25 protein-coding genes are annotated in these 26,183 nt (G+C 51.1%); 21 read left to right on the plus strand and 4 right to left on the minus strand.

Annotation, left to right across the window (positions count from 1 at the left end):
* Window positions 1-84: 84 nt before the first annotated feature.
* Together ABD852_RS13160 and ABD852_RS13165 are read left to right on the plus strand one after the other, a co-directional pair.
* Window positions 85-1,122 (plus strand): efflux RND transporter periplasmic adaptor subunit, encoded by a 1,038-nt coding sequence (locus ABD852_RS13160; protein ID WP_345029621.1) that lies wholly within the window; start codon window positions 85-87, stop codon window positions 1,120-1,122.
* 40 nt (window positions 1,123-1,162) lie between these two features.
* On the plus strand, window positions 1,163-4,222 hold the full coding sequence (locus tag ABD852_RS13165; protein WP_345029622.1) for an efflux RND transporter permease subunit: 3,060 nt from the start codon (window positions 1,163-1,165) through the stop codon (window positions 4,220-4,222).
* Window positions 4,223-4,248: 26 nt separating this feature from the next.
* On the opposite strand, the gene ABD852_RS13170 is transcribed toward ABD852_RS13165, so the two are convergent.
* Window positions 4,249-4,923 (minus strand): helix-turn-helix transcriptional regulator, encoded by a 675-nt coding sequence (locus tag ABD852_RS13170; RefSeq protein ID WP_345029623.1) that lies wholly within the window; start codon window positions 4,921-4,923, stop codon window positions 4,249-4,251.
* Window positions 4,924-5,181: 258 nt separating this feature from the next.
* A complete protein-coding gene (locus tag ABD852_RS13175) occupies window positions 5,182-6,588 on the minus strand; it encodes a Gfo/Idh/MocA family protein (protein WP_345029625.1) in 1,407 nt (468 codons plus the stop codon).
* 298 nt (window positions 6,589-6,886) lie between these two features.
* Between ABD852_RS13175 and recO the strand changes: the two genes are divergently transcribed.
* The 9 genes from recO (at window position 6,887) to fucP (ending at window position 15,846) form a co-directional block, all read left to right on the plus strand.
* Window positions 6,887-7,582 (plus strand): DNA repair protein RecO, encoded by a 696-nt coding sequence (recO, locus tag ABD852_RS13180; protein ID WP_345029626.1) that lies wholly within the window; start codon window positions 6,887-6,889, stop codon window positions 7,580-7,582.
* A gap of 113 nt (window positions 7,583-7,695) precedes the next feature.
* Complete coding sequence (locus tag ABD852_RS13185) at window positions 7,696-8,412, plus strand: hypothetical protein (RefSeq protein ID WP_345029627.1); 717 nt, start codon at window positions 7,696-7,698, stop codon at window positions 8,410-8,412.
* A 39-nt stretch (window positions 8,413-8,451) separates the two neighbouring features.
* Window positions 8,452-8,958 carry a hypothetical protein gene (locus tag ABD852_RS13190; protein ID WP_345029628.1) on the plus strand — a complete coding sequence of 169 codons (507 nt, stop codon included), beginning with the start codon at window positions 8,452-8,454 and terminating at the stop codon, window positions 8,956-8,958.
* Window positions 8,959-9,016: 58 nt separating this feature from the next.
* Window positions 9,017-9,529 carry a GNAT family N-acetyltransferase gene (locus ABD852_RS13195; protein ID WP_345029629.1) on the plus strand — a complete coding sequence of 171 codons (513 nt, stop codon included), beginning with the start codon at window positions 9,017-9,019 and terminating at the stop codon, window positions 9,527-9,529.
* A 93-nt stretch (window positions 9,530-9,622) separates the two neighbouring features.
* Window positions 9,623-11,332 carry an AMP-binding protein gene (locus ABD852_RS13200; protein ID WP_345029630.1) on the plus strand — a complete coding sequence of 570 codons (1,710 nt, stop codon included), beginning with the start codon at window positions 9,623-9,625 and terminating at the stop codon, window positions 11,330-11,332.
* 182 nt (window positions 11,333-11,514) lie between these two features.
* The gene (locus tag ABD852_RS13205) at window positions 11,515-12,258 is read left to right on the plus strand and encodes an alpha/beta fold hydrolase (protein ID WP_345029631.1); all 744 of its coding nucleotides are present in this window, start codon (window positions 11,515-11,517) and stop codon (window positions 12,256-12,258) included.
* 36 nt (window positions 12,259-12,294) lie between these two features.
* Window positions 12,295-13,512, plus strand: a complete 1,218-nt coding sequence (locus ABD852_RS13210; protein WP_345029632.1) for an alpha/beta hydrolase family protein — start codon at window positions 12,295-12,297, stop codon at window positions 13,510-13,512.
* A 54-nt stretch (window positions 13,513-13,566) separates the two neighbouring features.
* Window positions 13,567-14,439, plus strand: coding sequence for a cysteine synthase CysM (gene cysM / locus ABD852_RS13215; protein WP_345029634.1), 873 nt, complete (start codon window positions 13,567-13,569; stop codon window positions 14,437-14,439).
* Between the two features lie 174 nt (window positions 14,440-14,613).
* The gene (fucP, locus tag ABD852_RS13220) at window positions 14,614-15,846 is read left to right on the plus strand and encodes an L-fucose:H+ symporter permease (protein WP_345029637.1); all 1,233 of its coding nucleotides are present in this window, start codon (window positions 14,614-14,616) and stop codon (window positions 15,844-15,846) included.
* Window positions 15,847-15,953: 107 nt separating this feature from the next.
* On the opposite strand, the gene ABD852_RS13225 is transcribed toward fucP, so the two are convergent.
* The gene (locus tag ABD852_RS13225) at window positions 15,954-16,811 is read right to left on the minus strand and encodes a fumarylacetoacetate hydrolase family protein (protein ID WP_345029639.1); all 858 of its coding nucleotides are present in this window, start codon (window positions 16,809-16,811) and stop codon (window positions 15,954-15,956) included.
* A gap of 140 nt (window positions 16,812-16,951) precedes the next feature.
* Complete coding sequence (locus ABD852_RS13230) at window positions 16,952-17,725, minus strand: SDR family NAD(P)-dependent oxidoreductase (RefSeq protein ID WP_345029641.1); 774 nt, start codon at window positions 17,723-17,725, stop codon at window positions 16,952-16,954.
* Window positions 17,726-17,978: 253 nt separating this feature from the next.
* Between ABD852_RS13230 and ABD852_RS13235 the strand changes: the two genes are divergently transcribed.
* The 10 genes from ABD852_RS13235 to ABD852_RS13280 all read left to right on the plus strand — a co-directional run bounded on the left by ABD852_RS13235 (window position 17,979) and on the right by ABD852_RS13280 (window position 26,001).
* Entirely contained in the window at window positions 17,979-18,224 is a 246-nt protein-coding gene (locus ABD852_RS13235; protein ID WP_345029643.1) for a type B 50S ribosomal protein L31, read from the plus strand.
* Window positions 18,225-18,379: 155 nt separating this feature from the next.
* Entirely contained in the window at window positions 18,380-19,570 is a 1,191-nt protein-coding gene (locus tag ABD852_RS13240) for a putative sugar nucleotidyl transferase (RefSeq protein WP_345029644.1), read from the plus strand.
* 21 nt (window positions 19,571-19,591) lie between these two features.
* Complete coding sequence (locus tag ABD852_RS13245) at window positions 19,592-20,719, plus strand: DNA polymerase III subunit (protein WP_345029645.1); 1,128 nt, start codon at window positions 19,592-19,594, stop codon at window positions 20,717-20,719.
* Window positions 20,720-20,737: 18 nt separating this feature from the next.
* On the plus strand, window positions 20,738-21,166 hold the full coding sequence (locus ABD852_RS13250; RefSeq protein ID WP_345029647.1) for an ATP-dependent zinc protease family protein: 429 nt from the start codon (window positions 20,738-20,740) through the stop codon (window positions 21,164-21,166).
* A 43-nt stretch (window positions 21,167-21,209) separates the two neighbouring features.
* On the plus strand, window positions 21,210-22,112 hold the full coding sequence (rimK, locus tag ABD852_RS13255) for a 30S ribosomal protein S6--L-glutamate ligase (RefSeq protein WP_345029650.1): 903 nt from the start codon (window positions 21,210-21,212) through the stop codon (window positions 22,110-22,112).
* Between the two features lie 23 nt (window positions 22,113-22,135).
* Window positions 22,136-23,065: a hydroxymethylbilane synthase gene (gene hemC, locus ABD852_RS13260; protein WP_345029652.1), complete on the plus strand. Its 930-nt coding sequence runs from the start codon at window positions 22,136-22,138 to the stop codon at window positions 23,063-23,065.
* A 20-nt stretch (window positions 23,066-23,085) separates the two neighbouring features.
* Window positions 23,086-24,435 (plus strand): deoxyguanosinetriphosphate triphosphohydrolase, encoded by a 1,350-nt coding sequence (locus ABD852_RS13265; protein ID WP_345029653.1) that lies wholly within the window; start codon window positions 23,086-23,088, stop codon window positions 24,433-24,435.
* A gap of 66 nt (window positions 24,436-24,501) precedes the next feature.
* Window positions 24,502-25,545 (plus strand): hypothetical protein, encoded by a 1,044-nt coding sequence (locus ABD852_RS13270; RefSeq protein WP_345029654.1) that lies wholly within the window; start codon window positions 24,502-24,504, stop codon window positions 25,543-25,545.
* A 97-nt stretch (window positions 25,546-25,642) separates the two neighbouring features.
* Window positions 25,643-25,828, plus strand: a complete 186-nt coding sequence (locus ABD852_RS13275) for a hypothetical protein (protein WP_345029655.1) — start codon at window positions 25,643-25,645, stop codon at window positions 25,826-25,828.
* Window positions 25,822-26,001 carry a hypothetical protein gene (locus ABD852_RS13280; protein ID WP_345029656.1) on the plus strand — a complete coding sequence of 60 codons (180 nt, stop codon included), beginning with the start codon at window positions 25,822-25,824 and terminating at the stop codon, window positions 25,999-26,001. The genes ABD852_RS13275 and ABD852_RS13280 overlap by 7 nt, the downstream gene beginning before the upstream one ends.
* Window positions 26,002-26,183: the final 182 nt, after the last annotated feature.

The raw sequence follows: 26,183 nt of genomic DNA on the forward strand, positions 1-26,183 counted from the left end.
AGGTGAGCAAAGCCGGCCGATGACGCTTTCCAGCCCAAACCTCACACCTCACACCTCATACCTCACATCTCAACTTTTATTCATATGAAGTATTGTATTTTTTTTCTCGTACTCGTTGCCGGTTGGGGCCTGAGCAATTGCTCGGGAAATAGAAAACAGGTCGAAGAGCAAACCGGCTCAGCGCTACCTGTCAGTCTGGCCCGGATAGAAAAGGCGGTGCGCGCCGATCCCGTAAAAACAGCGGGTACCGTTGCCTCACTTTCGGAAGCCAGGCTGGCTTTTAAAATCGGTGGTGTGATAGAAAAGGTGTATGTAAGGGAGGGAGAGAGTGTCCGGGCCGGGCAGTTGCTCGCAACGCTCAATACCACCGAGATTGATGCCCAGGTCGGGCAGGCCGAGCTCGCATTTCAAAAGTCCGGGCGCGATTTTGAAAGGGTGAAAAATATGCTTCGCGATACTGCGGCCACGCTTGAACAGTTTCAAAATGCAGGGACGGCACTGGATATAGCGCAGCAAAATGTTAGCATTGCCCGCTTTAACCGTGATTTTGCAAAGATATCCAGCCCGGTGTCCGGTACGGTTGTAAAGAAGTTGATGAACGCAGGTGAAGTAGCCGGGCCGGGGACGCCGGTTTTGGTGCTGGTTTCCGGCCGGAAAAGCGACTGGGTGGTCAAAGCAGGGGTTTCGGACCGGGATTGGGCAAGGTTAAAGCCGGGCGATAAAGCAGAAGTGGAGTTGGATGCCTATCCGGGAGAGGTTTTCCCAGGGACGGTCACTTTTTTGTCCCAGATGGCCGATCCCATGACGCATCTCTACGAAGTTGAGGTAAAACTGACGGGCCTGCCGCCCAGGTTGGCGTCGGGCCTCTTTGCAAAAATTGCGCTATGGCCTTCACAGCGCCGGGAATACAGCGTGATTCCGGTGGAAGCCCTGCTGGAAGGGCACGGGCAGCAAGGTTTCGTTTTTGTGGCCAGATCCGGCAAAGCCAGGAAAATACCGGTGAAAATCGGGTATCTCGACCAGGATAAGGTGTTGCTGACCGGCGGACTGGATAGTGTCGATCAGGTAATTACCGGGGGTAGCGCCTTCCTTGTGGATGGCGCTGAAGTCCGCGTTCCATAAACCATAGTTGAAAAGGTAAATCCGCTTACAGGTCGAACCGATGAATTTATCCGAATTTTCTGTCAGGAACTGGCAATTTATGCTGGTTCTGTTTGTGGGAGTAGTGGCGCTCGGCGTCAATTCCCTGTTGAATATGCCGCGTTCCGAGGATCCTGATTTCTCCATACCCTCATTCGTTGTGATCTACGTATACCCCGGAACCGATGCGGTAGACATGGAGGAACTCATTGTGAAAAAGGTAGAGGAGCGCTTTAGCGAGCTGGACAACGTAAAGAAACTGCGTACCACCGTAGACGACGGCCTGGCGGTCGTCACCATCGAGTACGAGTACAAAGAAGATGTCGACGAAAAGTACCAGGAGGTAATCCGGGAGGTGAATGCGCTCCAGCCCGAACTTCCTTCCGATATTTTCCGTACCGAAATCAGGAAATTTTCGCCTTCGGACGTAAACATCATCCAGGTTGCCTTACAATCGGAAACGGCTACGTTCCGGGAAATGGAAAGAGAGGCGGACCGGTTGAAGACCACGCTGAACAAAATCGACGGCCTTAAAAACGTTTCTATCTGGGGCGTGCCATCCAGCACGGTTCGGGTAGATCTCCAGTTGGAAAAGATGGCATTGGAAGGCATTCCGGCCATGCGGGTAATGGGCGCCCTGCAGGCGGAAAACTACATTATCCCCGGCGGAAGCATACAGGCGGGGAGTCGTAAGTTTAATGTCAAAACCGCGGGCAAATACCAGAGCCTTGATGAAATCCGCAACACGATCGTCGGCTCCAACGGGCAGAGAATCGTTTATTTGAAAGATATTGCCACAGTCAGGTACGACTACGAAGAGGAGCATCACTTGGTACGCCTGAATGGGACCAGGAGCGTGCTGGTCACCGCCGCACAGAAAGAAGGGCAGCACATACAGCGGGTAGGAAGCCGGATAGATCAGGCTATCGCTCAATTCTCAGAAAAATTGCCTGCGAACATGAAGCTTACCCGTAATTTTGACCAGGCCGAGAGCGTAGGGGTAAGGCTCGGAAGGTTCGTAAAAGATTTTGCAATTGCCATTTTCCTTGTGTCGGTTACGTTGCTCCCGCTTGGGTTCAGGGCTGCCCTGGTAGTGATGATCTCGATCCCGTTGTCGCTCTCGATAGGATTGGCCTCTCTGGACTACCTTGGTTTCAGTATTAACCAGCTCAGTATCGTGGGACTGATTGTTTCGTTGGGCGTCCTGGTAGATGATTCTATTGTGGTAGTCGAAAATATCGAACGTTGGCTGCGGGAAGGGTACCCTAAAAAGGAGGCGGCTATTAAAGCGACCAGCCAGATTACGCTGGCGGTGATCGGTTGTACGGCTACGCTCGTACTGGCCTTTCTGCCGTTGAATTTTCTGCCGGAGGCGTCGGGTGATTTTATCAGAAGCCTGCCGATGGCCGTTACGCTCACGATCCTGGCGTCGATGATCGTCTCGCTGACAATTGTCCCTTTTTTGAGCAGCAGGTTACTGAAGTCGGCGCATAACCCCGAGGGGAATATTTTTATGCGTTCACTCCGGCGTGTGATCAGCGGCACCTACAGTAAATTGCTCCATAAGGCTTTACAGAATCCGTGGCCCACGCTGCTGGTGGCTTTTGCCTTGTTCGGGCTTTCCCTGCTCATACCCGGAATGATCGGATTTTCCCTCTTTCCGAAATCAGAAAAGCCGATGTTTATGATTACCGTAGAAACACCTGAGGGAACTGCCTTGTCTGAGACCGACCGGGTTACCAGGCTGGTGGAACAAAGACTCTCGGCATTGTCCCGGATCAAGTATGTAACAACCAATGTCGGGATGGGTAACCCGCGGATTTATTACAACGTGATCCAAAGGTCGGAGGCGACCAATTTTGCCGAATTTTTTGTGCAGCTGCACCCCGTTTCCACTGACGAAAAGGGCGAATTGATTGATCACTTGCGTAAAGAGCTGACCGATATCCCTAATGCGAAGGTTCAGGTCAGGGATTTCGAGCAGGGGCCCAATACCGAAGCGCCTATCGCCTTGCGGATCTTCGGGGAGGACCTGGATACGCTGAAAAAGGTGGCCTCTGATGTGGAAAAAATTCTGAAAGAAACGCCGGGGACGATGTATGTGGACAATCCGCTGGTGAACCGGAAGACGGATCTCCGGGTTAAAATCAATAAGGAAAAGGCGGGGATGATGGGTGTCTCGATTGCTGACATCAACAGAACTGTGAGGCTCGCCCTGGCCGGGGTCGATATCGGTACGTTTAAAGACGAAAAAGGGGACGATCATGTGATCAACATCAGTCTGCCGAAAGGAAAAGTCGCCGATCAGTCCGTATTGAATTCCGTTTATATCCCGACCGTAACCGGTGCTCCCGTTCCCTTGAACCAGCTGGCTACGCTCCAGTTTGAAAGCGCGGCTACCCAGATCAGGCATTACGACAAGGACCGTTATGTGACCGTCAGCGCTTATGTCCGGACCGGCTTCCTGGTGGACGATGTATATGCGGCTATTCTCGGCCGCCTGGACCGCTATACCATGCCTGAAAACTTTCGCTACCTGGCAGCCGGGGAAATAGAAGCGCGGGAGCAATCATTCGGCGGTCTCGATACCGTCATCCTGATTACCTTGTTTGGGTTCCTGGGCGTGCTGATCCTCGAGTTCGGTAGCTTCAAGAGTTCCCTGATTGTACTTTCTGTAATCCCGCTGGGGATTATCGGGGCATTTACCGCCTTGTGGGTAGTGGGTTTCCCTTTGTCATTCGTAGCCATAGTCGGCTTGATAGCGCTGGTGGGAATAGAAGTTAAGAATTCCATCCTGTTGGTCGATTTTACCAACCAGCTGAGAAAAGAAGGGATGCCCCTGACCGAAGCCATCGAGCATGCCGGTGAAGTCCGTTTTGTTCCTATCGTGCTCACTTCACTCACTGCGATCGGGGGGCTGATTCCGCTCGCCATAGAAGGCAATCCGCTCTATTCGCCCCTGGCCTGGGTGCTGATTGGCGGATTGATTTCCTCTACACTGCTGTCGAGAATCGTAACACCGGTGCTGTATGCGCTACTGCCGCCGCCAATAGAAAAAACGGTTGCTGCAGGGCCGGCCTGAGTTTCCCGCCGAAGGCTTCCCTCAGGTTATTGCCCGGGCGTGGCCTGGATTTTTTCCTTGAGGTCTACTATGTTGTTGACCCGGAGTTTGCGGAAAATCTTCGCCTTTACCGTGCTGATGGTAGAAAGCTGTCTGTCCATGGTTTTAGCGATCTGGGTTACGCTCAGGCCATTGATGAGGTGATTAGCTACGACATCTTCCATTTTTGATAGCTTTTGCACCTTTGCCGGGTCAGCATGATCGGAGCGGGAATGCTCGCGGTTAAGATAGTCCCACACAATCTCGTTGCTGATGTAACGCCGATCATCGAAGACCGTCTGGATGCATAATTTGAGCTCCGCTGCGTCAAAATTTGAAATGAGGTAACCGGAAATTCCCAGCTTCAGGAGATAGGGAAGCATCTTGAGATCGTCCTGGTTGTCATACAGAATTACTTTAGCGCCAGGATAGGCATTGGTAAGTGCCGAAACCTGTTGCTGCGCTTTCTTTTCCGGATCGGACTCTACACTGAACAAGATGAGATCAGGCTTTTCAGCATGGGGAGTGGAAATGTCCTGAGGTTTCAAAATGTTTATGATTGCGCCGGGCCAACCTTCTTCGATGGTGGCGGAAATTCCTTTCGCGAACATGGGTTTGGCTTCAATAATGGTAATTCGCAAACCGCCCGGCGCGTTGGATTTTTCCGGAATGTGTCCCTTCATATTAATTAAGCAGTCGTTTGATGGTTTTGTTCTTTTTTATTGTGCAAATCCCTTATATAAATAGCCAAAAGTACAATATTTTCTGTGGTTTGGTAGAAGAAATTCTATGAAAATTTGCAAAAACCATTTTTGACGGCTGTGGGGAAGGGTTGTAAGAGCGGGGCGGCAGACAGCTATAAATAAAAAGAGAAACCAAGCGGGAAGATGCTTTGACGGCACCTTCCCGCTTGGTTTCTCTTTTACGGATAGGTCGGCAGATCAGGCCATTTGCCAGCCGTCCCGGACGGGCTCACGGATAATCGCGTCGGCTTCAGGCAATCCTTTTGCTTTCATTGCAGGACCGTCCCAGTAGATTTTTTTGCCGCCCAGCCGGAGCGATAACACGCCCAAAAGCGTAATCTCGGTGAGCCGCGCTCCATATTCAAAGTTTGAGCTGGCCGCCGGTCCGCCTTTAATGGCATCGATCCAGTCGCGGAAATGACCTTTCGAGCGCGGAATCGATGGCTTTGGCGGCGAATACCTTCCCGCCAGTGCAGCTGGGTAAAGTACAGGATTTCCGCCACCGGCCCCGGTTACGAGTATCCCTTTTTTGCCTACAAACATAGTACCGCGCCGGGGGATTTCTACATTCTGCGGAACAATATCGGGTTTCGGCGGCATCAGCCCGCCGGAGTACCAATACTGCTTGAAATCCGGCTGTTTACCGTCGGCTTCGAACTCATAGTATCCTATTTCACCATAAGGAGCAATGTTTTTGTCGCTATAACCGGCAGGATGTACCTCGATTGTCGAAGGCGTATGAAGATTGAAAGCCCAGACCGACGGGTCCAGGTCGTGGCAGCCAAAGTCGCCCAAAGCGCCACAGCCGAGCGCCCAGAAATCCCGCCAGGTTACCGGCGTGTAGTCCTTGTTGTAGGGCATATAGGCGGTGGGGCCGAGCCACAGGTCCCAGCCGATGGCATCGGCGCCGGGAGTTGTGCCTTCGGGCAGCCCCTTCAGGCCTGGTATCCACCGGGTCGCCGGTACAAAGGTGTGCGCTTCAGTTACTTTACCAATAGCGCCGTCGCGAAGCATTTCAACTGTTTGACGGATGCCGTCGTTGCTGTGCAGAACGTTACCCATTTGCGTAGCCAGCCCGGTTTCACGGGTAACCTGCGCCACTTTGCGCGCTTCCCATACATTGTGGGTAAGCGGTTTTTCGCAGTAGGTGTGCTTGCCGGCGCGCATGGCTGTGATAGATACATAGGCGTGTGTATTGTCTGGAGTGGAACATACCACGGCATCAAGGCCTTTCTCCTTTTCGAGCATTTCGCGGAAGTCCTTGTACTCGTTTACCTTGTAATTGTCGGTTTTAGCCTTGTAATGGTTTTCGATAAATTCCTTGACCGGCCCGCGGCCCGCCTTGGTTTTATAATAGAAGTCTTTCAGATCCCAGTATTCCGAAGGATCGGCAATGGCGGTGACCTGAACATCGTCGAGCGGGAACAGAGAAGCCGTGTTTTCCCGGCCCTTCCCGCCGGCTCCGATGATGCCTACGTTCACCTTGTCACTTGGTGCAACGAAGCCCTTCCCGCCAATCACGTGGCGTGGTAAAATGTAAAAACCCGCTGCCGAAAGCGTCATTTCTTTCATGAACTTTCTGCGGGCAACCTTCCTGGTTTTCATGTGAGTAAAAGTTTTGAGCCAGGAGTGATGAGGTATGGACCGGAACGGCGGGCGTTTCTCATCGGCCGGTTTGTGTGCCGTTAAAATCCAAAACCGTACGCCTCGTGGCTGTTTATTAAGATAATAATTTTAGATGACCGGATGGGTATGCTGCTTCTTACCGGCGCAAGTTTCAGCCCCGGATGGAAATCTGCGGGAAATGCGTTGAAGAGAGAAGCGGAACAACCGATTTCTCAATAAAGATAATGTCCATGTCGCACCTACTCATTACTTTTATCCCGGGACAGGCCCTATCCAGATGTTGCACAAAACAAAAGGGGTTGTTTTGAATTATATACGATTCAAGGAATCCTCCATTATAGCGCGTATTTATACCGAGAAGCTGGGTATCCAATCCTATCTCGTAAATGGGGTACGGAGCAGTAAATCAAAATCGAACCGGATTGCGTTGTTCCAGCCGCTGACCCTGCTGGATATGGTGGTTTATCACCAGTCCCGGCCGGATGCGCTTCACCGGCTGTCGGAAGTCAGGAATCAGCATCCGTTCGGAATGCTTCCGTTTGATATGGTGAGAACTTCGCTGGCATTGTTTATCACGGAATTGTTGGGCAAATGCCTGAAGGAAGAGGAGCCGAACGAGCCTTTGTTCCGGTTCCTGGAGCATACGGTTGTGGCCCTTGACAGCGTTGAAGCGGGACTGGAAAGCTTTCATCTGTCCTTTATGGTTCACCTGGCCGGTTATCTCGGGTTTGGGATTGAGACGGCCGGCGAATTTGCCGCCGGGTTACGTGAGCACCGCTACAGTTCTCCTCCCGACGAAGTTCAGCAGCAGGCGCTTGACCTTTTGCTGGGAGACGGCGAATTGGCGCCGCTTTCGATTGGGAAAGCGGCCCGGAACGCTCTCCTGGCCCAATTGCTTTTTTACTACCGCACGCACCTGGATGGCTTCGGCGAAATGAAGTCGCTGGAAGTGCTGCGAGCCGTGCTCCGGTAAATTGCTATCTTTGCAAGGGTGAGTTGTGAGGTTCGAAGCTTGTGCTTCTTTTCACCATTTGCCGCTAAATGATCATCACGGGGTCCGCGCTGCGGCACAAACCTTTTATGCCTATGAAATCGTTACTCTTTTTTGTTGTGTTTCTGATGATAAGCGCCGCCCAAGCTGCGGAAATTACGGGTGCCTGGGCGTTGAAAACCTCTGAAGGTGACAACGGAACGCTGATTATCAATGAGGCTTACCTGGTAATGTCGAAGTACGACCTGGCCGGCAAGAAATTTGAATATACAGAAGGAGGTACCTATACGGTCAGTAACAAAACCCTCACCTACGTTTGCGAGTTCAACTCCGCAGACTCTACCCAGGTAGGGCTGAAATCTACCTGGCAGGGGGCGGTTAGCGGGAATTTGCTTACCCTTTCGGGGGATCGGGGTGTTTTCCATTTTGAAAGAATCGACAACGCCGGCCATCCGATGGCCGGGACCTGGCACATTACCGGAAGGGCGCAGGATGGAAAGGGCGACCTGATCCGTATTCATCAGAAGGGGACCCGGAAAACGCTGAAGATACTTTCGGCGACGCGCTTTCAGTGGGTGGCGATTGATCCCGGAGTGAAGGGCTTTTATGGAACGGGCGGCGGAACTTACACGGCAAAAGACGGTAAATACGTAGAAAAAATAGAGTTTTTCTCGCGTGACAACAGCAGGGTAGGGGCAGCGCTTGATTTCGGCTGGAAGCTTGAAAACGGGCGATGGGATCATTCGGGGAAGAGCAGCAAAGGTGACCCCATACACGAAGTGTGGGAGAAAGTTGGCACACCAGCGAGGTAACAGGTGAATTTTTGGAGTCCGGAATTACAAGTTTAGTTTATGGCCGAGGAATTGAACTTTTTTCAATATGTCTTTTCGAATGAAATGCTGTTCAGCCTGCCGGGTGACCAGGCGGCGGTCGGCCCGCCGGCTGGCCGGACCAGCGAAGTGCAGGAAGGCAAGCCGGCCACTGTTTTCCGGTCGTTGAAAACGCGGGTGCTGATCCTGGTCAATACCTACGGGAAAGGAATCCAACCCAACGAGATGGCTTTTTTGACAAAAGTATTGGCGGCGGTCAAATACAGCCCGGAGACCGTTGATTTACTGGAACTGGACAAAATCGGGACAACCGATGCATCTGAGGTACTCAGAGACCACCTGGCCGATTATGTGCTGTTGTTCGGGGTAAAGCCTGAAAGCCTTTCGCTCCCTGTAGCGCTGGAACTTTTTGAACCCCGCAAGGAAAATGGCGTCTGGATGTTGATGTCCAACAGTCTTTTGCGGATAGAAATGGAGGAGTCGAAGCGCCGCGACCTTTGGAACGCGCTGAAAAAGGTCTTTCTGTAAGGGCTGGCAGGAGTAGCGCTTTTAAACAAGCGCGCCGGATACAAGTACTTGAAAAACGATGTTAGAAAGCAAAAATATAAAATTGATTGCGTGTGACGATACCATCTTTGACGCAATCAAAATGGGCGATGACGTGTTGGCGCAGGTGATTGGCGCAAATGTTCCCAAAAAATGGACGGAGTTCAGGGATGCCTTCACGCCTGCCTATAAGCGGTGGAAGGAGCATCCGCCGCTTCGCGACTGGTGGACTTACCTGATCGTTCATCGGTCCGATAACCAGCTGATCGGTTGCTGCGGCTACAAGGGTGAACCGGATCTGAACGGAGTCGTGGAGATTGGTTATGAGATAAAAAGCTCTTACCGGGGGCAAGGCTTCGGCAGCGAGGTGGCAGATCTGCTCACCCGGAATGCGCTCGAAAGCAAGCTGGTAAAAACGGTCATTGCCTTCACGCTCCCTTTTGAAAGCCCGTCTACTTCCGTGCTCAGGCGGGTGGGCTATACGTTGACGCAGACCGTGGAAGACGATGCGGACGGACGGGTCTGGAAGTGGGAGTATACTGGAAAGCAATAGAAAAAAGTGTTCAGGGAAAAGTGTTTTTTTGTTCAATAAAAAACCGCTATATTGCTATACATCGATCAGTATTGAATAGTAATTTCTTCTCATATGCCTACTTCAAAAGAAGCATTGCCCTGGCTTAAAAATTATCCCGAAGGCGTTCCCTACGAAATTAACCCGGACGCCTACCCCTCCCTGGTTGAATTGATTGACGAATCCGTTCGCAAGTTCGCAGATAAGGTTGCCTATTCCAATATGGATAAGAACATGACCTACGCGGAGCTTGACCAACATTCGAGAAATTTTGCCGGTTACCTCCAGATGATCGGCCTTCGTAAAGGGGACCGGATTGCCATCCAGTCGCCGAATGTACTGCAATTCCCGGTGGTGCTTTTCGGCGCCTTGCGTGCAGGACTGGTGGTGGTGAATACAAATCCGCTTTATACGCCGCGCGAGATGCAGCATCAATTTGCAGATTCCGGCGCCAAGGCCATATTTATCCTGGCGAACTTTGCCAGGAACCTGGAGACTGTTCTCCCGCAGACGAAGATCGAGCATGTGATTATTGGTAAAATGGGGGATATGCTCGGCTCTGTTAAGGGGTTCATCGTGAATTTCGTAGTAAAAAATGTGAAGAAAATGGTGCCGGACTACCACATTCCCGGTGCTATTGCTTTTAATGACGCTTTGAAGATAGGGGCGGGAGTTGAATACAAGCGTCCCGAATTGACAGGGAAAGACGTGGCATTTATCCAGTATACGGGTGGAACAACCGGCGTTTCGAAGGGAGCGATGCTTTCTCACCGCAACATGGTGGCCAACGTGGAAGGGGTTGATGTCTGGTTTCAGTCAAAAATGCGCCATGCGAACCTGACTACGCCCATGGTATTGGTAGCTGCTTTGCCGCTTTATCATGTGTTTGCTTTGACAGTCAATGCATTAGGTGGTTTGAAGTGGGGGGCTTTCAATCTTTTGATCACTAACCCGCGTGACCTTCCCGGTTTTATCAAAGAGTTGAAAAAGCACAGCCCGGTCATTTTTCCCGGTCTCAATACGCTTTTCAACGGGTTAATGAACCAGCCAACATTCAGCGGAATAGATTTCAGCAACCTTCAGATCAGTATTGCGGGGGGTATGGCCCTGCAAAAGGTGGTAGGCGAGCGTTGGGAAAAAATAACCGGCTGCCCGCTGGTAGAAGGCTACGGCTTGTCAGAAACGGCTCCGGTTTTATCGGTGAGCCCCCTGGACGGGCGGCACCGCCAGGGAACAATCGGCCTGCCGTTTCCAAGCACCGAGCTGCGCATCCGGACGGAAGACGAAACCTGGGCGCCCCTCGGGACAGCCGGTGAGATTTGCGCGAAAGGACCGCAGGTGATGCTCGGTTACTTTAACAGGCCTGATGAAACGGCCAAGGTAATATTCGAAGATGAAGACGGCCGTTGGTTCCGGACGGGCGACATCGGTGTGGAAGAAGAGGGCGGGTTCTTTAAAATTGTGGACCGGAAGAAAGACATGATTCTTGTTTCCGGATTCAATGTGTACCCCAACGAGATCGAAGAGGTGGTATCCAGGATGGAAGGGGTGCTGGAGGTAGCCTGTATCGGTGTGCCTTATGAAAAAACGACAGAGGCTGTTAAACTTTTTATAGTAAAAAAAGATCCGAATTTAACCGAGGAAGCGGTGAAAGCTTACTGCAGAGCGAACCTTACACCTTATAAATGCCCGAAATTTGTTGAGTTCAGAAGTGAGCTTCCCAAGACAAACGTAGGCAAAATACTACGTAAAAACCTGCGTGAGGAGGAGCTGAAAAAGAAATAGCGTTCGGGTTTTATCCTTAAATACATACGCTCCGATGTTCTTCCGGAGCGTAATTTTTGTATCTTGTACTTCTTTTTTGTCTGGGAAGGGAGGCCCTGACGGGTGTTTCACCCGCGCTTCTGTGATAAAGGCCTCATTTAGTAGATTTTCCCACACATTGTTAGTATTTAACCGAAAGCTTTATGACAACGTTTCGAAAAAACCTGGTATTGGTACACGGACATGGGGTAGATGATTCGATTTGGGACTCCGTTGCCCCACTTCTCAGCGAAACTTACACAGTGATCAGGCCCAATCTGTCTCTGCTTACCAATCGCAATACAATCGAGGGTTTCGCCGACGAGCTGCATGGGTTCCTTACCAATGCCGGCATCCAGAAGTGTACGCTGATCGGACATTCGATGGGTGGGTATATCGGGCTCGCATTTCTTGAAAAATACCCGGAAATGATTGAGGGTTTCGGCCTTTTTCATTCGCTTGCCTATGCCGATGATGAAGCGAAAAAGGAACAGCGCAATAAAATGATCGCTTTGCTCCGCGAAAAGGGGGCCTCTGATTTTATCAGGCTTACAGGAGCCAATATGTTCGGGAAGCGCTACCGCAAGGCGCGCGGGGAAAGGGTCCGCCAGCATGTGGCTCATTTTTCCGAATTGCCGGCAGAAGCGCTAGCTGTGGGGGTAGAGGCCATTCGCGACCGTCCCGACCGGACCAAGGTGCTCGAAGAAATGAAAGTCCCGTTGCTGCTTATTATCGGGATGGAAGATATTCTCATGCCATTTGATAAAGTAATTGAAATGGCTACCTTCCCCAAGCAGGCCTATCCCTTCATACTTTCGGATTCGGGGCACATGGGAATGGTAGAGCGGACCGATACTACAGTCAAAATACTAAACTGGTACCTTGACAAAATCTACAAAACCAATTAATCTGGCGAAATAGCCGACCCCGGCCCTCCCAACTGTATGAAAATTTCAAATAAGCCCGTTCAATTTTATTTGATTGGTAAAATTTATCCGTTCCTGTTGCTCATAGCGGTTTTCCAGTTTTTGAGTAGTTGCAGAGATGGAAATGACCCCGTTCAGGAACCTGACCGTTACCTGGTTTCTGCTACCGCAATGGGGGAGCTGGACAAGCAGCAGGTGGTTCAAAAGGTGAACCAGATTTACCCGTCACTGGCAGCTATTGTCCAGAATGGCGTCCGGCTCTACCGGGTTGTTTATAAAACGGTTAACGTGGACGGGGCTGAAATAGAAGCTTCCGGAGCGGTGGCCGTTCCGATAGGTGAAAAATCGTACCCGATGATCAGCGTGCAGCACGGTACGATAATGGACGATGCGTCTGCTCCCTCCAGCTTTACAGAGGGCAACGACTTCATGAATTTCGGCAGCCTGGTAGGGGCATTGGGGTACATTGCCGTTTTCCCGGACTATATCGGATACGGTGCTTCCGCCGCCTTCCCGCACCCGTATGAGCACCGTGCGAGCCTTGGAAGCGCGAGCCTGGACATGCTGCGGGCGGTGAAAGAATTTCTCAAAAAGGAGCAGGCACAGGTCTGGAACAAAAAGCTTTATATTTCCGGATATTCCGAGGGCGGGTATGCCACGCTAAGCCTGCAGAAGATGCTGGAGGAAAACGCGAAAGGGGAATTTGATCTGAAAGCCTCTACCTGCGGGGCCGGCGCCTACAATAAAACGATGTTCATGAAGCATCTCATTAACAACGAGTCCAGCCGGAAGGCGTCCAACAACCGTTCCTATATTTGGGTTTTGCTCAGCTACAACGCTATTTACAGGCTCGACCAGCCGGCTTCCTATTTCTTCAGGGAACCCTATGCAGGGCAGATTGAGAAAGAAAAGCAATATGTGAGCATTGATAAAAGTTTTAATGAGCTGCTTCGGCCGGATTTTGTCGACCGGATTAACAACGGATCGGAAAAAGCCTTTATGGATGCCGTTTCGGATAATGATCTGATCGACTGGAAACCGCTGACACCCACCCAGCTTTATCACGGAACGTCGGATGATCTCGTTTTCTATTTCAACTCCGAAACCGCATACCAGGCTATGAAGGCCAAGGGGGCCACGCAGGTCGAGCTGAAGACACTCCCCGGAAAAGATCATGGCACAGCTATCGAACAGTACCTCATTGGAACCCTTAGTTTTTTTAGTACAAAACAGTAAAAGGAAAGCGACATTTGTCCTTACCTTTGCCTTGATTTAATGATATTTTGATAGATGCCATTCCTAGAAGATCTGATAGGTAATACACCACTGGTGGAGCTCAAGAGGCTTTCTCCAAACCCTGAAGTGAGGCTGCTGGCCAAATTGGAGGGGAACAATCCCGGTGGCAGTGTGAAAGACCGTACCGCTTATTTTATGGTGAAAGGAGCGATAGAAAGGGGGGAGCTGAAGCCCGGGATGAAGCTGATCGAGGCAACGAGCGGAAATACCGGGATCGCACTTGCCATGATAGCCCGGTTGTTTGATATAGAAATGGAGCTGGTAATGCCTGCGAACTCAACGCGCGAACGTGTGCTGACCATGGAAGCCTACGGAGCGAAAGTTACTTTGGTCGAGTCAATGGAAGCCGCGCGTGATTTTGTGGTGGAAAAGGCGGATGAAGGCGAATACCTGGTGCTCAATCAATTTGCCAACCCCGACAATTGGCGCGCCCATTACAGCACCACAGGCCCGGAGATATGGCGTGATACGGAAGGGGCTATCACCCACTTTGTCTCCTCTATGGGGACAACCGGAACGATTATGGGTTGTTCGAGATACCTGAAGGAGCAAAACCCGGACGTGCGGATTGTCGGTTGTCAGCCTTCAGACGGTGCGAGCATTCCCGGTATCAGGAAATGGCCGGCCGAGTACCTGCCCAAGATTTTTGAACGCGAGCGTGTGGATGAAGTTGTAGAGGTTTCAGAGGAGAATGCGGTCAACATGACGCGCCAACTGGCTCGGGTAGAGGGTATTTTCGCCGGGATGAGCAGTGGCGGCGCGGCCTTTGCAGCGGTGGAAGTAGCGAAAAAAATAGAATCGGGTACCGTTGTTTTTGTTGTCTGCGATCGTGGAGACCGTTACCTCTCGAGTACCCTGTTCGGATAATCGGCTTTATTTTACTTTTTGACTGTGCCCTGTCCCGTCCACGGACAGGGCACAGTCATTTACAGCGCCGCCAACCTCACCGCTCACCCCTCAAACCTCATACCTCCCCCCTTCCTAAGTATAAACCCGGAAAAAGCTGCTTTCACCAACTAGACTTCTTAAAAAACTTGTCCCATGGCTTCTGTAGATCAACCCAAAACAGTCAGATTTCAGTTTACTGAAAAGAAGTACCTTATTACACTGGTTTTTGTTACCTCTCTTTTCATGCTTTGGGGGATCGCCATTACGATGGGCGACGTGCTGAACAAGCACTTCCAGAATGTTTTGAATGTGAGCAAGGCGGAATCCGGTCTCGTCCAGTTTTCTATTTTCGGCGCCTATGCCATAATGGGAGTGCCGGCCGGCCTGTTTATGAAACGCTTTGGTTATAAAAACGGGGTCTTGCTGGGGTTGTCGCTTTATGCGCTGGGGGCATTTCTTTTTACGCCTGCTGCTAACGCCGCTTCTTTCGGCTTTTTCAGGTTTGCGCTTTTCATTCTGGCTTGCGGGCTTGCTACGCTCGAGGCGGTTGCTCATCCTTTCGTGGCTGGCCTCGGCCCGCAGTCGACCAGCGACCAGCGTATTAATTTCGCGCAGTCCTTTAACGGCCTTGGCGCGGTCATCGGGCCGCTAATCGGGGGCTATTTCATTTTGAATGTTTCACACGGGGCGACCAATGACCTGACGTCGGTCAAGCTGCTTTATCAGGCCATCGGGGTGGTGATCCTGGCAATTGCCGTTGCATTTTTCTTTGTGAAGGTGCCTCCGGTTCAAAATGCTCATGCTTCAACCGATGCCGACCGGCCGGCGGGTGCAGGCACCGGCTCGCTCGCTCAGCCGCATTTCAGGTGGGCCGTTGCGGCCCAATTTTTCAATACGGCCGCCCAAGGCGGTACCTGGGCATTTTTTATCAATTACGGGGTAGAAAAAATGGCGCTTACCGCCCAGGACGCAGCCTACTACTTTGCCTTGAGTATGGTATTGATGATGGTGGGGCGCTTTGTCGGGACGTTTTTAATGCGTTATATAGCACCCAGCCGGTTACTGGCGCTGGCGGCCTTGGGAAACATAGCCATGTGCCTGCTCATTGCGCAAAACCTCGGCTGGATCTCTTTTGTTGCCCTGATGATGCTGAATTTCTTTTTCAGCATCATGTTTCCCACCATTTTCAGCCTTGGATTAAAGAACATGGGTGCCAAGACCGAACAGGCTTCGTCGTTCCTGGTGATGGCGGTGGTGGGCGGTGCGCTGTTCCCGCCGCTGATGGGCCGCCTGGCAGATACGGATATCGCTACTGCTTATTATCTGCCCATTGTGTGCTATGCGGTGATTTTTTTGTTTGGTTACCGGTTTTATAAAGTCAGGTAACTTACGGGCGGGAAGGCCACGAATTCACCAATAGGTTATTTTATTGGTGAATTCGTGGCTTTAAGTGATGCGGAAGATCCCTCCGCTGCGGTCGGGATGATGTTCGACTACCTGCTCCAGGCCACAGCAACCTGTTTTTGCTCGCCCAACCCCTCAATGCCTAACTCTACAACATCGCCGGCTTTCAGGTAGAGCGGTGGCGTCATACCCAGGCCGACGCCTTCAGGCGTACCGGTGGTAATGATATCGCCGGGCAAAAGTGTCATGAACTGGCTGAGATAGCTCACCAATTGTTTGACATTGAAGATCATATCAGCCGTATTGGAATTCTGGAACGTTTGTCCGTTTACCGAAAGCCAGAGATTCAGATTTTGCGGATCGGCTACTTCGTCGCTGGTAACCAGGTAAGGGCCTACGGGCGCGAACGTATCGCAGCTCTTTCCTTTCACCCATTGGCCGCCTCTTTCCAATTGAAAGGCGCGTTCGGAGTAGTCATTGTGTACGGCGTATCCCGCTACATAGCTAAGCGCATCCGCTTCCTCCACGTAGCTTGCCTTTTTACCGATAATAACGGCCAATTCTACCTCCCAGTCGGTTTTTACAGAGTCCCGCGGGATCATTACGTCGTCAAAAGGACCGACCAGCGCAGAAGTAGACTTGAAGAAAATAATGGGCTCTTTTGGAATAGCGGCGCCTGATTCCACAGCATGTTTGGCGTAGTTCAGCCCGATACAGACGATCTTTGAAGGCCGGGCAATGCAGGAGCCGTACCTGAAGCCGGGTTCAAGAACGGGCGCGGAGCTGCCGTTTTTTGCTACCCATTCCGAGAGCCTCTGGAGCCCGTTGGAGGCAAAAAAAGCTTCTGTATAGTCTTCTCCGAAGGCAGAAACATCGATCTGCCGGCCGTCCGGCAATGCAACGCCCGGTTTTTCATTTTCGTAGGCGCCAAAGCGAAATAATTTCATATGAATTAAGGTTTGAGTGGTGAGCGGTGGGGTGTGAGCCACGGAACGTTTGTGTGCCGCTTGTGGCTGATACCTCAAGGCTCATAGCTATTTTATTTTTGAAAATCAGACAAAATGGGTTTCCGGACACCCGGAAAGAATTAATTGTTCAGGTGTACGAAACCTCCGTCGATCAGGTAGTCTGCGCCGGTAATGAACCCTGCTTCGTCGGAACAAAGATAGACCGCCAGAGCTGCTACTTCTTCCGGCTTGGCCATACGGCCGATCGGCTGTGTTTTCGACAATTTTTCAAACATTTCCTCTTCGCGGCCGGGATAGGTATTGGCGAGGTACCCATCTACGAACGGCGTATGGACGCGCGCGGGTGAAATACTGTTGCACCGGATTTTCTCTTCGAGATAATCGCGGGCAACCGACAGCGTCATGGTATAGATAGCGCCCTTGGTGGTGGAATAGGCAAAGCGATCCGGGATGCCGACTGTAGCGGCAATAGAGGCAGTATTTAGGATAACGCCGCCGCCGCCGGCAATAAAATGGGGAATGGCTGCATAAATACAGTTGTACACGCCTTTGATGTTGACATTGATTACCCGGTCAAAATCGGACTCTGCGGTCGTATGCGCCTTTCCGATGTGCGCAATCCCCGCATTGTTTACCAGGATATCGATTTTCTTTTTTTCAGCGATCCTGTTGATGACTTCTAGCACGTCGGCCTGCCGTGATACGTCCAGCGCGTGGGCGTAGGCGGTCAGGCCGGCGGCTGTTAATTCGCGGGCCGCAGCTTCGGCACTTGCCAGGTTGAGTTCCAGGATGTGTACTTCGGCTCCCTGCTGTGCAAAAAGCTTTGACATAGATAGTCCGATACCGCTGGCACCTCCAGTGATCAGTGCGGTTTTTTTATCTAAACGAAACATACAATAGAGAAATAAGCTTGTAGCATTGGGTATGATACCACACCGACGCAGGAAAAGTTAAGGTGATTAAAACAGGTCGTAAATATATCCAATGCCTGGGCCATTTACCTAGCAAAAAACCTTTTAATTATGCAACCGAAAGCGTTTATATTATTTTTTTATATAATTTGTTGAAGTTCTATTGCGTCCTTCGTACCTTTGCACCTCTTTTATGAGGTAAAGGTAAATTAATTATATAGAACAGAGACGCATAATGAAAAAGGATACTCATCCCAAATACAGACCGGTCGTATTTTGGGATCTTTCAAGCGACGACAAGTTTTTGACTCGTTCAACGATTCAAACGGAAGAGACCATCAAGTGGGAAGACGGTAACGAATATCCTGTTTACAAAGTGGAGGTTTCTTCAAAATCACACCCGTTTTATACAGGTAAGAATACACTGGTAGACACTGCAGGACGTGTAGACAAGTTCCTGAAGCGTTACGGGAAGAAGTAATTCCGCTTGCTGAAAATAAAATAAGGGCGGGCTGCCGGATATCCGGCAGCCCGCCCTTATTTTGTGGCCAGGATTTAAAATGATACAGGTGTGAGGTGTGAGGGATGGGCTGTGAGGCTCACACCACACACCTCACACCTCACACCTTTTACACAATGAAACCGAACCTAGTACTCTTTGATGATCCTATCCTGCGGATTGACCTTCTGCCGTTTACTTATACCCGACCGATCCCGCTTATCAGGTGCGGTATTTTAAGCATACAGGAGAAGTGGGAACGGGCTTTGCCCGGCCAATACAGCCTTCTCAGCGACGAGTATCTGCAGGAGAAATATCCCGTTGAGCTCGGGGCGGACAACCTGTTTATCAATGGATCGGTTTTTCCCGACATCTCGCTGGTCGGTGCTATTCTTGAATTGGGACCCGGTGCTGCGCTTTACGGTGCTGACGAGCAGCTGCTCGCAATCAGAACCGGTCCGGAGTGGCGGCCCGGACATCAACCGGAGGCTTACGCACATCTCGTTTTTGACCGTGACTTTGGCCAGGTTTCAAAAAAATGGCACATTCACCAAAAAAATGGCGCGGAAATCGCGGCTGATCTGGAGCGGCTTTCCGGGCAAACGGCATTTGTTGAAATATCTGATCCGTTTACACGCTGCTACCAGGCCGCGAATATATTTGTAGAGGAGGGGGCTATTATTAAAGCGTCGATCATCAACGCCGAAAACGGGCCTGTTTACATAGGCAAAAATGCCGTAGTTCAGGAAGGATGCATGATCCAGGGGCCTTTTGCGCTCGGTGAGGGCGCGGTTCTTGCCCAAGGTACCAAAATACGGCCCAATACCACGGTAGGGCCCTATTGTAAGGTGGGCGGAGAAGTAAACAATTGTGTGTTTTTTGCCTTTTCCAACAAAGGCCATGACGGCTACCTGGGGAATTCCGTACTGGGCGAATGGTGCAACCTGGGGGCCGACACCAATAACTCCAACCTGAAAAACGACTATTCCCACGTAAAGCTTTTCAGCTACGCGACCGGAGAGCCGGAAGATACGGGTCTTGCCAACTGCGGCCTTTACATGGGGGACTACAGTAAGTCCGGGATTTCCACGATCTTTAACACCGGTACGGTGGTCGGGGTACACGTGAATGTTTTCGGGGCGGGGTTCCAGGAGAAATTTATACCCTCGTTTTCATGGGGGGGCAAGGCCGATGGTTACGAAACTTACCGGTTGGATAAGGCATTGGCGGTGGCGGAAATGACTGCTAAAAGTAAAGGTAAATTGCTGGAAGAGGCAGATCGCAGGCTGCTCGAAGAAGTCTATAAGCGATCGGCCCTGTATAGATAAAGTCAGGTAGAGAGAATTGCTATGTTGTTTTCCGAAATTCCGGGTCTGGATCAGGTTAAGGATGTATTGCTGCAGGCAGTCAGGAAAGAGAAAGTAGCTCATGGTCTTTTGCTGGACGGGCATCCGGGCGGGGGCGGGCTTTCATTGGCGCTGGCCTTTGCGACCTATGTTTTCTGCGAGGACAAACAGGAACGGGATGCCTGCGGGAAATGTGCCGCTTGTACAAAAATGAGCAAGCTGGCCCACGCCGACCTGCACCTGATTTTCCCGTTTGCCAGGACGGACTCGAAAGATTCCCGGAAATTGTCCGAGCACTTTCTGCCTGAATGGCGGGAGTTTTTAGCGATAAGTCCCTACCAGACACTCCCTCAGTGGCTGCAATTTCTCAAGCTTGACAACAAACAGGCAATTATCCCTGTTGATGAAGCCCGGAATATTCTGCGGAAGCTCACGCTCAAGTCCTATGAAGGAGGGTACAAAATCCTGGTTATCTGGAAACCGGAACTGATGAATGCTTCATCGGCCAATGCGCTGCTCAAAATCCTGGAAGAGCCGGCTGCCCGTACGCTGTTTATTCTCGTGTCCGACGAGTCCGACAAGTTGCTGGCAACCATCCTTTCGCGGGTGCAACGCATTTGGGTGCCTCACTTCAGTGATGAAGCCGTGAAGGGTTACCTTGCTGAAGACCTCGGCCTTACGGATGACCGGAAAATAGCTGAAATTGTATACCTGGCAGAAGGAAACCTGGCGGAGGCGCTCGCGCTCAGCGGCGAACAGATTGACGACCGGCTCGTTTGGTTCCGGGAGTGGATGACCAATTGTTACCGGAAAAATGTGTCCGGAATGATTCAGATGGCCGACCAGTTCGATGCTTTCCCCAGAGAAAAGGAGAAAGATCTGCTGGAGTATTCCCTGCGTGTTTTCCGGGATATTCTCCTGCTGAAATCAGGCGCGAATGACCTGATCCGCACTGCAGACGGAAACCGGACCTTCCTCGAAAACTTTTCCAGATCTTTCCATGAGAAGTATCTTCACGCCATTGCCGGGGAATTATCGAAAGCACATTATCATATTGAGAGCAATGTGCGGGCGAAGATTGTTTTCCTCGATCTATCGTTAACTTTGTCAAAATTGCTGAAGCAGGGTTAACGGCAAATCCAAGTTGACGTGTTAGCTAGTCAGATCATAGGCGCAACGGAGATCGTAAACTTTCCTGAGTTTAATTGGCTCCGGGTACAGGCCCGGGTAGATACCGGGGCAAGGACTTCGGCCATGCATTGTGCCAGGGTCGTTCTCGAAAAAAAAGAAGGGCGACCCCTTCTGAATTTCTGGCTCACGGTCGATGCCGGACGCGAACCTGTCGGCTTCTCGACTTTCGATTTCCAGGAACGGGAAGTAAAGAGCTCGTTCGGCACGGTGGAGAAACGATTTGCCATCAAAACCCTTGTCGTGATAAATGGCAGGAGGTTCAGGGGGAGTTTTACCTTATCCAACCGTGACAACATGGTCTACCCGGTGCTCATAGGCCGGAATTTTCTCAAAGGCCGTTTTCTCGTAGACGCTTCTGTCAACAAAGTAAAGCCGTCAAAGGCGTAGTACCTCTTCATTCCTTTCAATCAGGACTTCAAAAAAAACAAACATGAGAATTGCCATTCTTTCTACTAATAAAGAACTGTATTCAACGAAAAGACTTCTTGAGGCGATCCGAAAGCGTGGCTACGAGGGAGTCGTGATCGACCATTCCAAGTGTTTCCTGGTGGTAGAAGGCAACAGGCCATCGCTGGTATACAATGATATGCAGCTGCAACATATCGATGCCGTAATTCCGAGAATCGGGACTTCTATTTCCGGTTTCGGGTGTGCGGTAGTCAGGCAGTTCGAAATGATGAAGGTGTTTACCACCGTAAAATCCCAGGCAATCATGCGGTGCCGGGACAAGCTGCGCAGCCTCCAGATCCTGTCGAGAGCCGGGGTCGACATCCCGAAGACCGTAATGGCCAAAGATTCTACGCAGGTGGAAGCGCTCCTGAAGATGGTAGACGGACCGCCCGTTGTGATCAAAACGCTGGAAGGAACCCAGGGAGTAGGCGTTGTGCTGGCCGAAACCAAGAAGGCCGCCAAATCAACCATTGAAGCCTTCTATGGCCTTCGTGCCAATTTCCTCATCCAGGAATATATTGCTGAGGCTGAAAGCGCCGACATACGTGCTTTTGTGGTCGGTAACCGGGTGGTAGCGGCAATCAAACGCCAGGGATTGGAGGCCGATTTCCGGTCAAACCTGCATCGCGGGGGTAAAGGACAGCCTGTGATACTATCGGAAGAAGAAGAGCGGGCAGCATTGGCGGCCGCAAAGGCGCTGGGCGTTAAAGTGGCAGGTGTGGACCTGCTGCAATCAAAACGGGGGCCGCTGGTGATAGAAGTGAATTCTTCGCCCGGTCTGCAGGGGATTGAAGAGGTTTCGGGAATTGATGTAGCGAGTGAGATAATTAATTATATTGAGGAAAGAATTGTTCTGGACGAAGGCGATACCGTCGGAGTTTAGCACAGCCTCACTAAAAAGTCGTTATGCATATTAGAATTGGTACGCGGGGGAGCCGCCTGGCACTGTGGCAGGCCGACCACGTGAAATCATTGCTGGAAAAAGCCGGCGCCACGGCGGAAAACGTGATTATCGAAACAAAGGGCGACAAAATACTGGATCGCTCACTTTCGAGCATAGGCGCCAAAGGCCTCTTTACGGAAGAATTGGAGGAAAAACTTCGCACAGGTGAAATCGATATCGCCGTCCATAGTGCCAAAGACGTTCAGTCGTCGCTGGATGACGACCTGGAGCTGATTGCTTTTACGGAGAGAGAGCGTGTAAACGACGTGCTGCTAAGCTTTGATCCGCAGAAAAAATTGTCGGCTACCGAAAGTTTTATCGTCGGGACTTCTTCGGTAAGGCGTGTCGCTTTCCTGAGGCATTTTTACCCCCACCTCAACGTGGTGAACATGCGGGGTAATTTGCAAACCCGTCTGAAAAAGATGGAGGAGGGAGTCTGTGACGCCCTGTTGCTTGCATTTGCGGGTGTACATCGCATGGGGTATGATGACTTGATTACCGAGGTAATAGGCGAAAAAACGTTTATTCCGGCGGTAGGCCAGGGAAGCGTAGCGGTGGAGTGCGCAAGGGCGTTGGATAGCGGGCGCAAGGCCCTGATCAGGTCGGCTGTTAACCATCCCGATACCGAAACCGGGCTTCTCGCAGAGCGCGCTTTTCTTAAAAAAGTACAAGGGGGATGCAGCGTGCCCGTATTTGCCCTTTCCGAGGTATCGGGCGGAATACTGACATTAAGAGGTGGCGTAATCAGCTTGGATGGCCGTCAATTGCTGACCGATACCAGGACGGGGGTATCCGGGGATGCGTCTTCCCTGGGAAATGAACTGGCGGATGTAGTGCTGGCCAAGGGGGGCAGGGAAATTCTCGACGAAATTAAAAGGACGAGAACAATATAAATAACCCGTCGCCTATTGCCATGATGAATTGGGAACAGTTATTATCCGCCAAGCGGTGGGGGAGCGTACGCGAAGCAGCACAGGATGCGGAAGAAGCGCGGTCCGAGTTTCAGCGTGATTATGATCGCCTGATTTTCTCATCCCCATTCCGCAGGTTACAGAATAAAACGCAGGTATTTCCGCTTCCGGGGAGTATTTTTGTGCATAACCGTTTGACTCACAGTCTGGAAGTTGCCAGCGTGGGAAGGTCCCTCGGAAGAATTTTCTACAATCAGCTGAAGAAATCGAACCCCGAAATTGACCGGCAGCTTCCCCTGGTGAGCGAAGTAGGCAATATTGTTGCCTCGGCCTGTCTCGCGCACGATCTCGGTAACCCCGCTTTCGGTCATTCCGGAGAGTCGGCTATTTCTCATTATTTCGAAGAAGGTGACGGGAAAGTATACAGGAAGGAGCTCCGGGACGCTGAATGGCAGGATCTCATCCGGTTTGAGGGTAATGCCAATGCATTTCGCATCCTGACCCACTCCTTTAAAGGGAAGGGGCAGGGGAGTTTTTCCCTGACCTACTCTACGTTGGCAGCAATAGCGAAGTATCCGTGCGCTTCCATCACCGGGCACGACAAGTCATGGATCCACAAGAAAAAGTACGGTTTTTTCCAGGCGGAAGAGGCTGGTTTCAGAGAGCTGGCCGAACGACTCGGGCTGATTGCCGATGCGGGTGAGCACCTGGCTTACAGGCGGCATCCCCTCGTTTTCCTCGTGGAAGCTGCGGACGATATTTGCTATAACATTATCGACCTTGAAGATGCCCACCGGCTTAAGATCCTGTCCTACCCGGAAGTTGAAAGTCTTCTGCTGCCAGTTTGTGACGACGACCGGCTGGCCGGGCGATTGGCCGGAATCGAGGATTCGGAAGCGAGGGTAGGCCTGCTTCGTGCAAAGGCCATCAGCCGGCTGATCGGAGAATGCTCGGAGGTGTTTTTTGAGGCCCAGGAGGCGCTGCTTCGGGGCGATTATAATTTTGCATTGATAGACCAGGTAAAGGAACCGTATCTTTCAGCACTCAAAAAAATAAAGGAGGTTTCCCGCAAACAGATTTACAACCATTCCACTGTGGTGCAGATAGAAGTAGCCGGGTATAAAGTGATCGGTGGGCTATTAGAAGAATTTATCCCTGCTTATCTCAATGAGAAGAAAACTTCCTACCAACGGAAACTGGTTGACCTCATGCCACGTCAGTTTTATACCGACGAAAGCGACACCTATACCAAAATAATGTCGGTGCTGGATTTTGTTTCCGGCATGACTGATTTGTATGCCGTGGAGCTTTACAGCCGCATCAGGGGAACGTCGTTCCCTTCCCTGGCCTGAGCAGCGCTGTGGTGTTGAAAGTGGGGTGAAAAAAAGTTATCTTGCAGGTGACAAGTTCTCGAAGAAATGGATGTTGCCAATGTTGTCATATCCCGGAAAAAGCCGATAATCCCGGTTAGTCCGGAGCTCCGTAAATATCTCCGTACCTACCAGCGCGAAAAGCGGTTGCCGATCAGTTATCATGATCTGATGCAGTTTACGGAGTCTTTCCCGGTATTGGATAAATTCAATAAAGATACCTTATGGCAGAGCCCCCTTTATCCGGGTATAGAGCTCGACCGGATTCATGACGGGTTGAAGATGGCCTACGCGATTCTGAAGGCCTCCGGCAATCTTCGGCTCGTAGAGCACAAGTATATCGAGCGGATCGATTACTGCATGTTTGGCAATTCCAATCCGTTTCGGGTGAAAATAGTCAACAGGCTTAACGATATCTATGACTATTTTTATATCAAACGTGCTGACACTTCCCGTATTTACGGGCTGGAATTGGAAGAAATTCTGACGCCTAACCAGGTGAACTATGTCGTTGACGAGGAAACCCTGGTGGAGGAACACATCGCGGGAATCCCGGGAGACGTATTTGCAAAAAATCGCCTGAATCACCCTGACTATAATATGACCCGGGTGGCGAAGGAATTTGTGAAGTTCAACGAACGCTGTCTGATTACCTTGCTGGGAGACATGCGGGCGTACAACTTTGTAATGCAGATTACGCCGGATTTTGACGATTTTCAGTTCAGACTCAGGGCAATTGACTTCGATCAGCAGTTTTACGAAGGGAATCCGAAAGTATATATGCCCCAGTTTTTCAAGGAAAACTATGCCTATGTGAAGCTGGCTATGGAGTTTCTTACGGAGAAAACCGTCAGACAGTACCAGCAGGAGGAGCATTCCAGTTTGCTCTACCAGGTTCGCAGCGAGAGGCACCGTCTGGCGGCGCTTCGGGATGTTTCTATACTGGACTATACGTCAACGCCGGAGAAAGTGGCCGAGCTGAAAACGGGCCTGGCGTCGCATTTCGGTGACGCTAAATATCTGCAATGCCGCTCAATGGGCCAGATTATCGAATTGAATATCAAGAATGTGATCCGGAACGTAAAGCTCTGAAAAAAAGGCGCGTTCCCGCCCGTCATTCTGAGAAAGAAGTTTTTTGCGAAAACACCTTGTAGCGGAGATGACAAATAGATGTTGTCAATGGTAGTCAATGGTAGCCGGAGGCTACCACCCGGACGGTCATCCTGAAGCGGAGCGCAGCGGAGTCGAAGGATCTCCTGTTGCTATAAAAAAGTCCTCTGAAAGGGATTGGGTGCAGGGACCGGGAGATCCCTCCGCTGCGGTCGGGATGACCCTCCGGTTGGTGCGGCTCCAAACCTGTTGTTATCAATGGTAGCGCATCTGCCGGACGGTCATCCTGAAGCGGAGCGCAGCGGAGTCGAAGGATCTCCTGTTGCAAGAAAAAAGCCCTCTAAAAGGGATTGGGTACTGGGACCGGGAGATCCCTCCGCTGCGGTCGGGATGACCCGGAGGTTGGAGCGGCTCCATCCATCGTGTTGTCAATGGTAGCGCATCTGCCGGATGGTCATCCTGAATGGAGCGCAGTGGAACTGAAGGATCTCCTGTTGCTATAAAAAGGTCCTCTGAAAGGGATTGGGTGCAGGGAGCAGGAGATCCCTCCGCTGCGGTGCCAATGACATCTTTTTTAACTTATTGTGTTTCAAGTAAATACATATTGTGTTTACCGGCCA

Origin of the sequence: Ravibacter arvi (genome assembly GCF_039540405.1) — a bacterium.
Taxonomy (GTDB): domain Bacteria; phylum Bacteroidota; class Bacteroidia; order Cytophagales; family Spirosomataceae; genus Ravibacter; species Ravibacter arvi.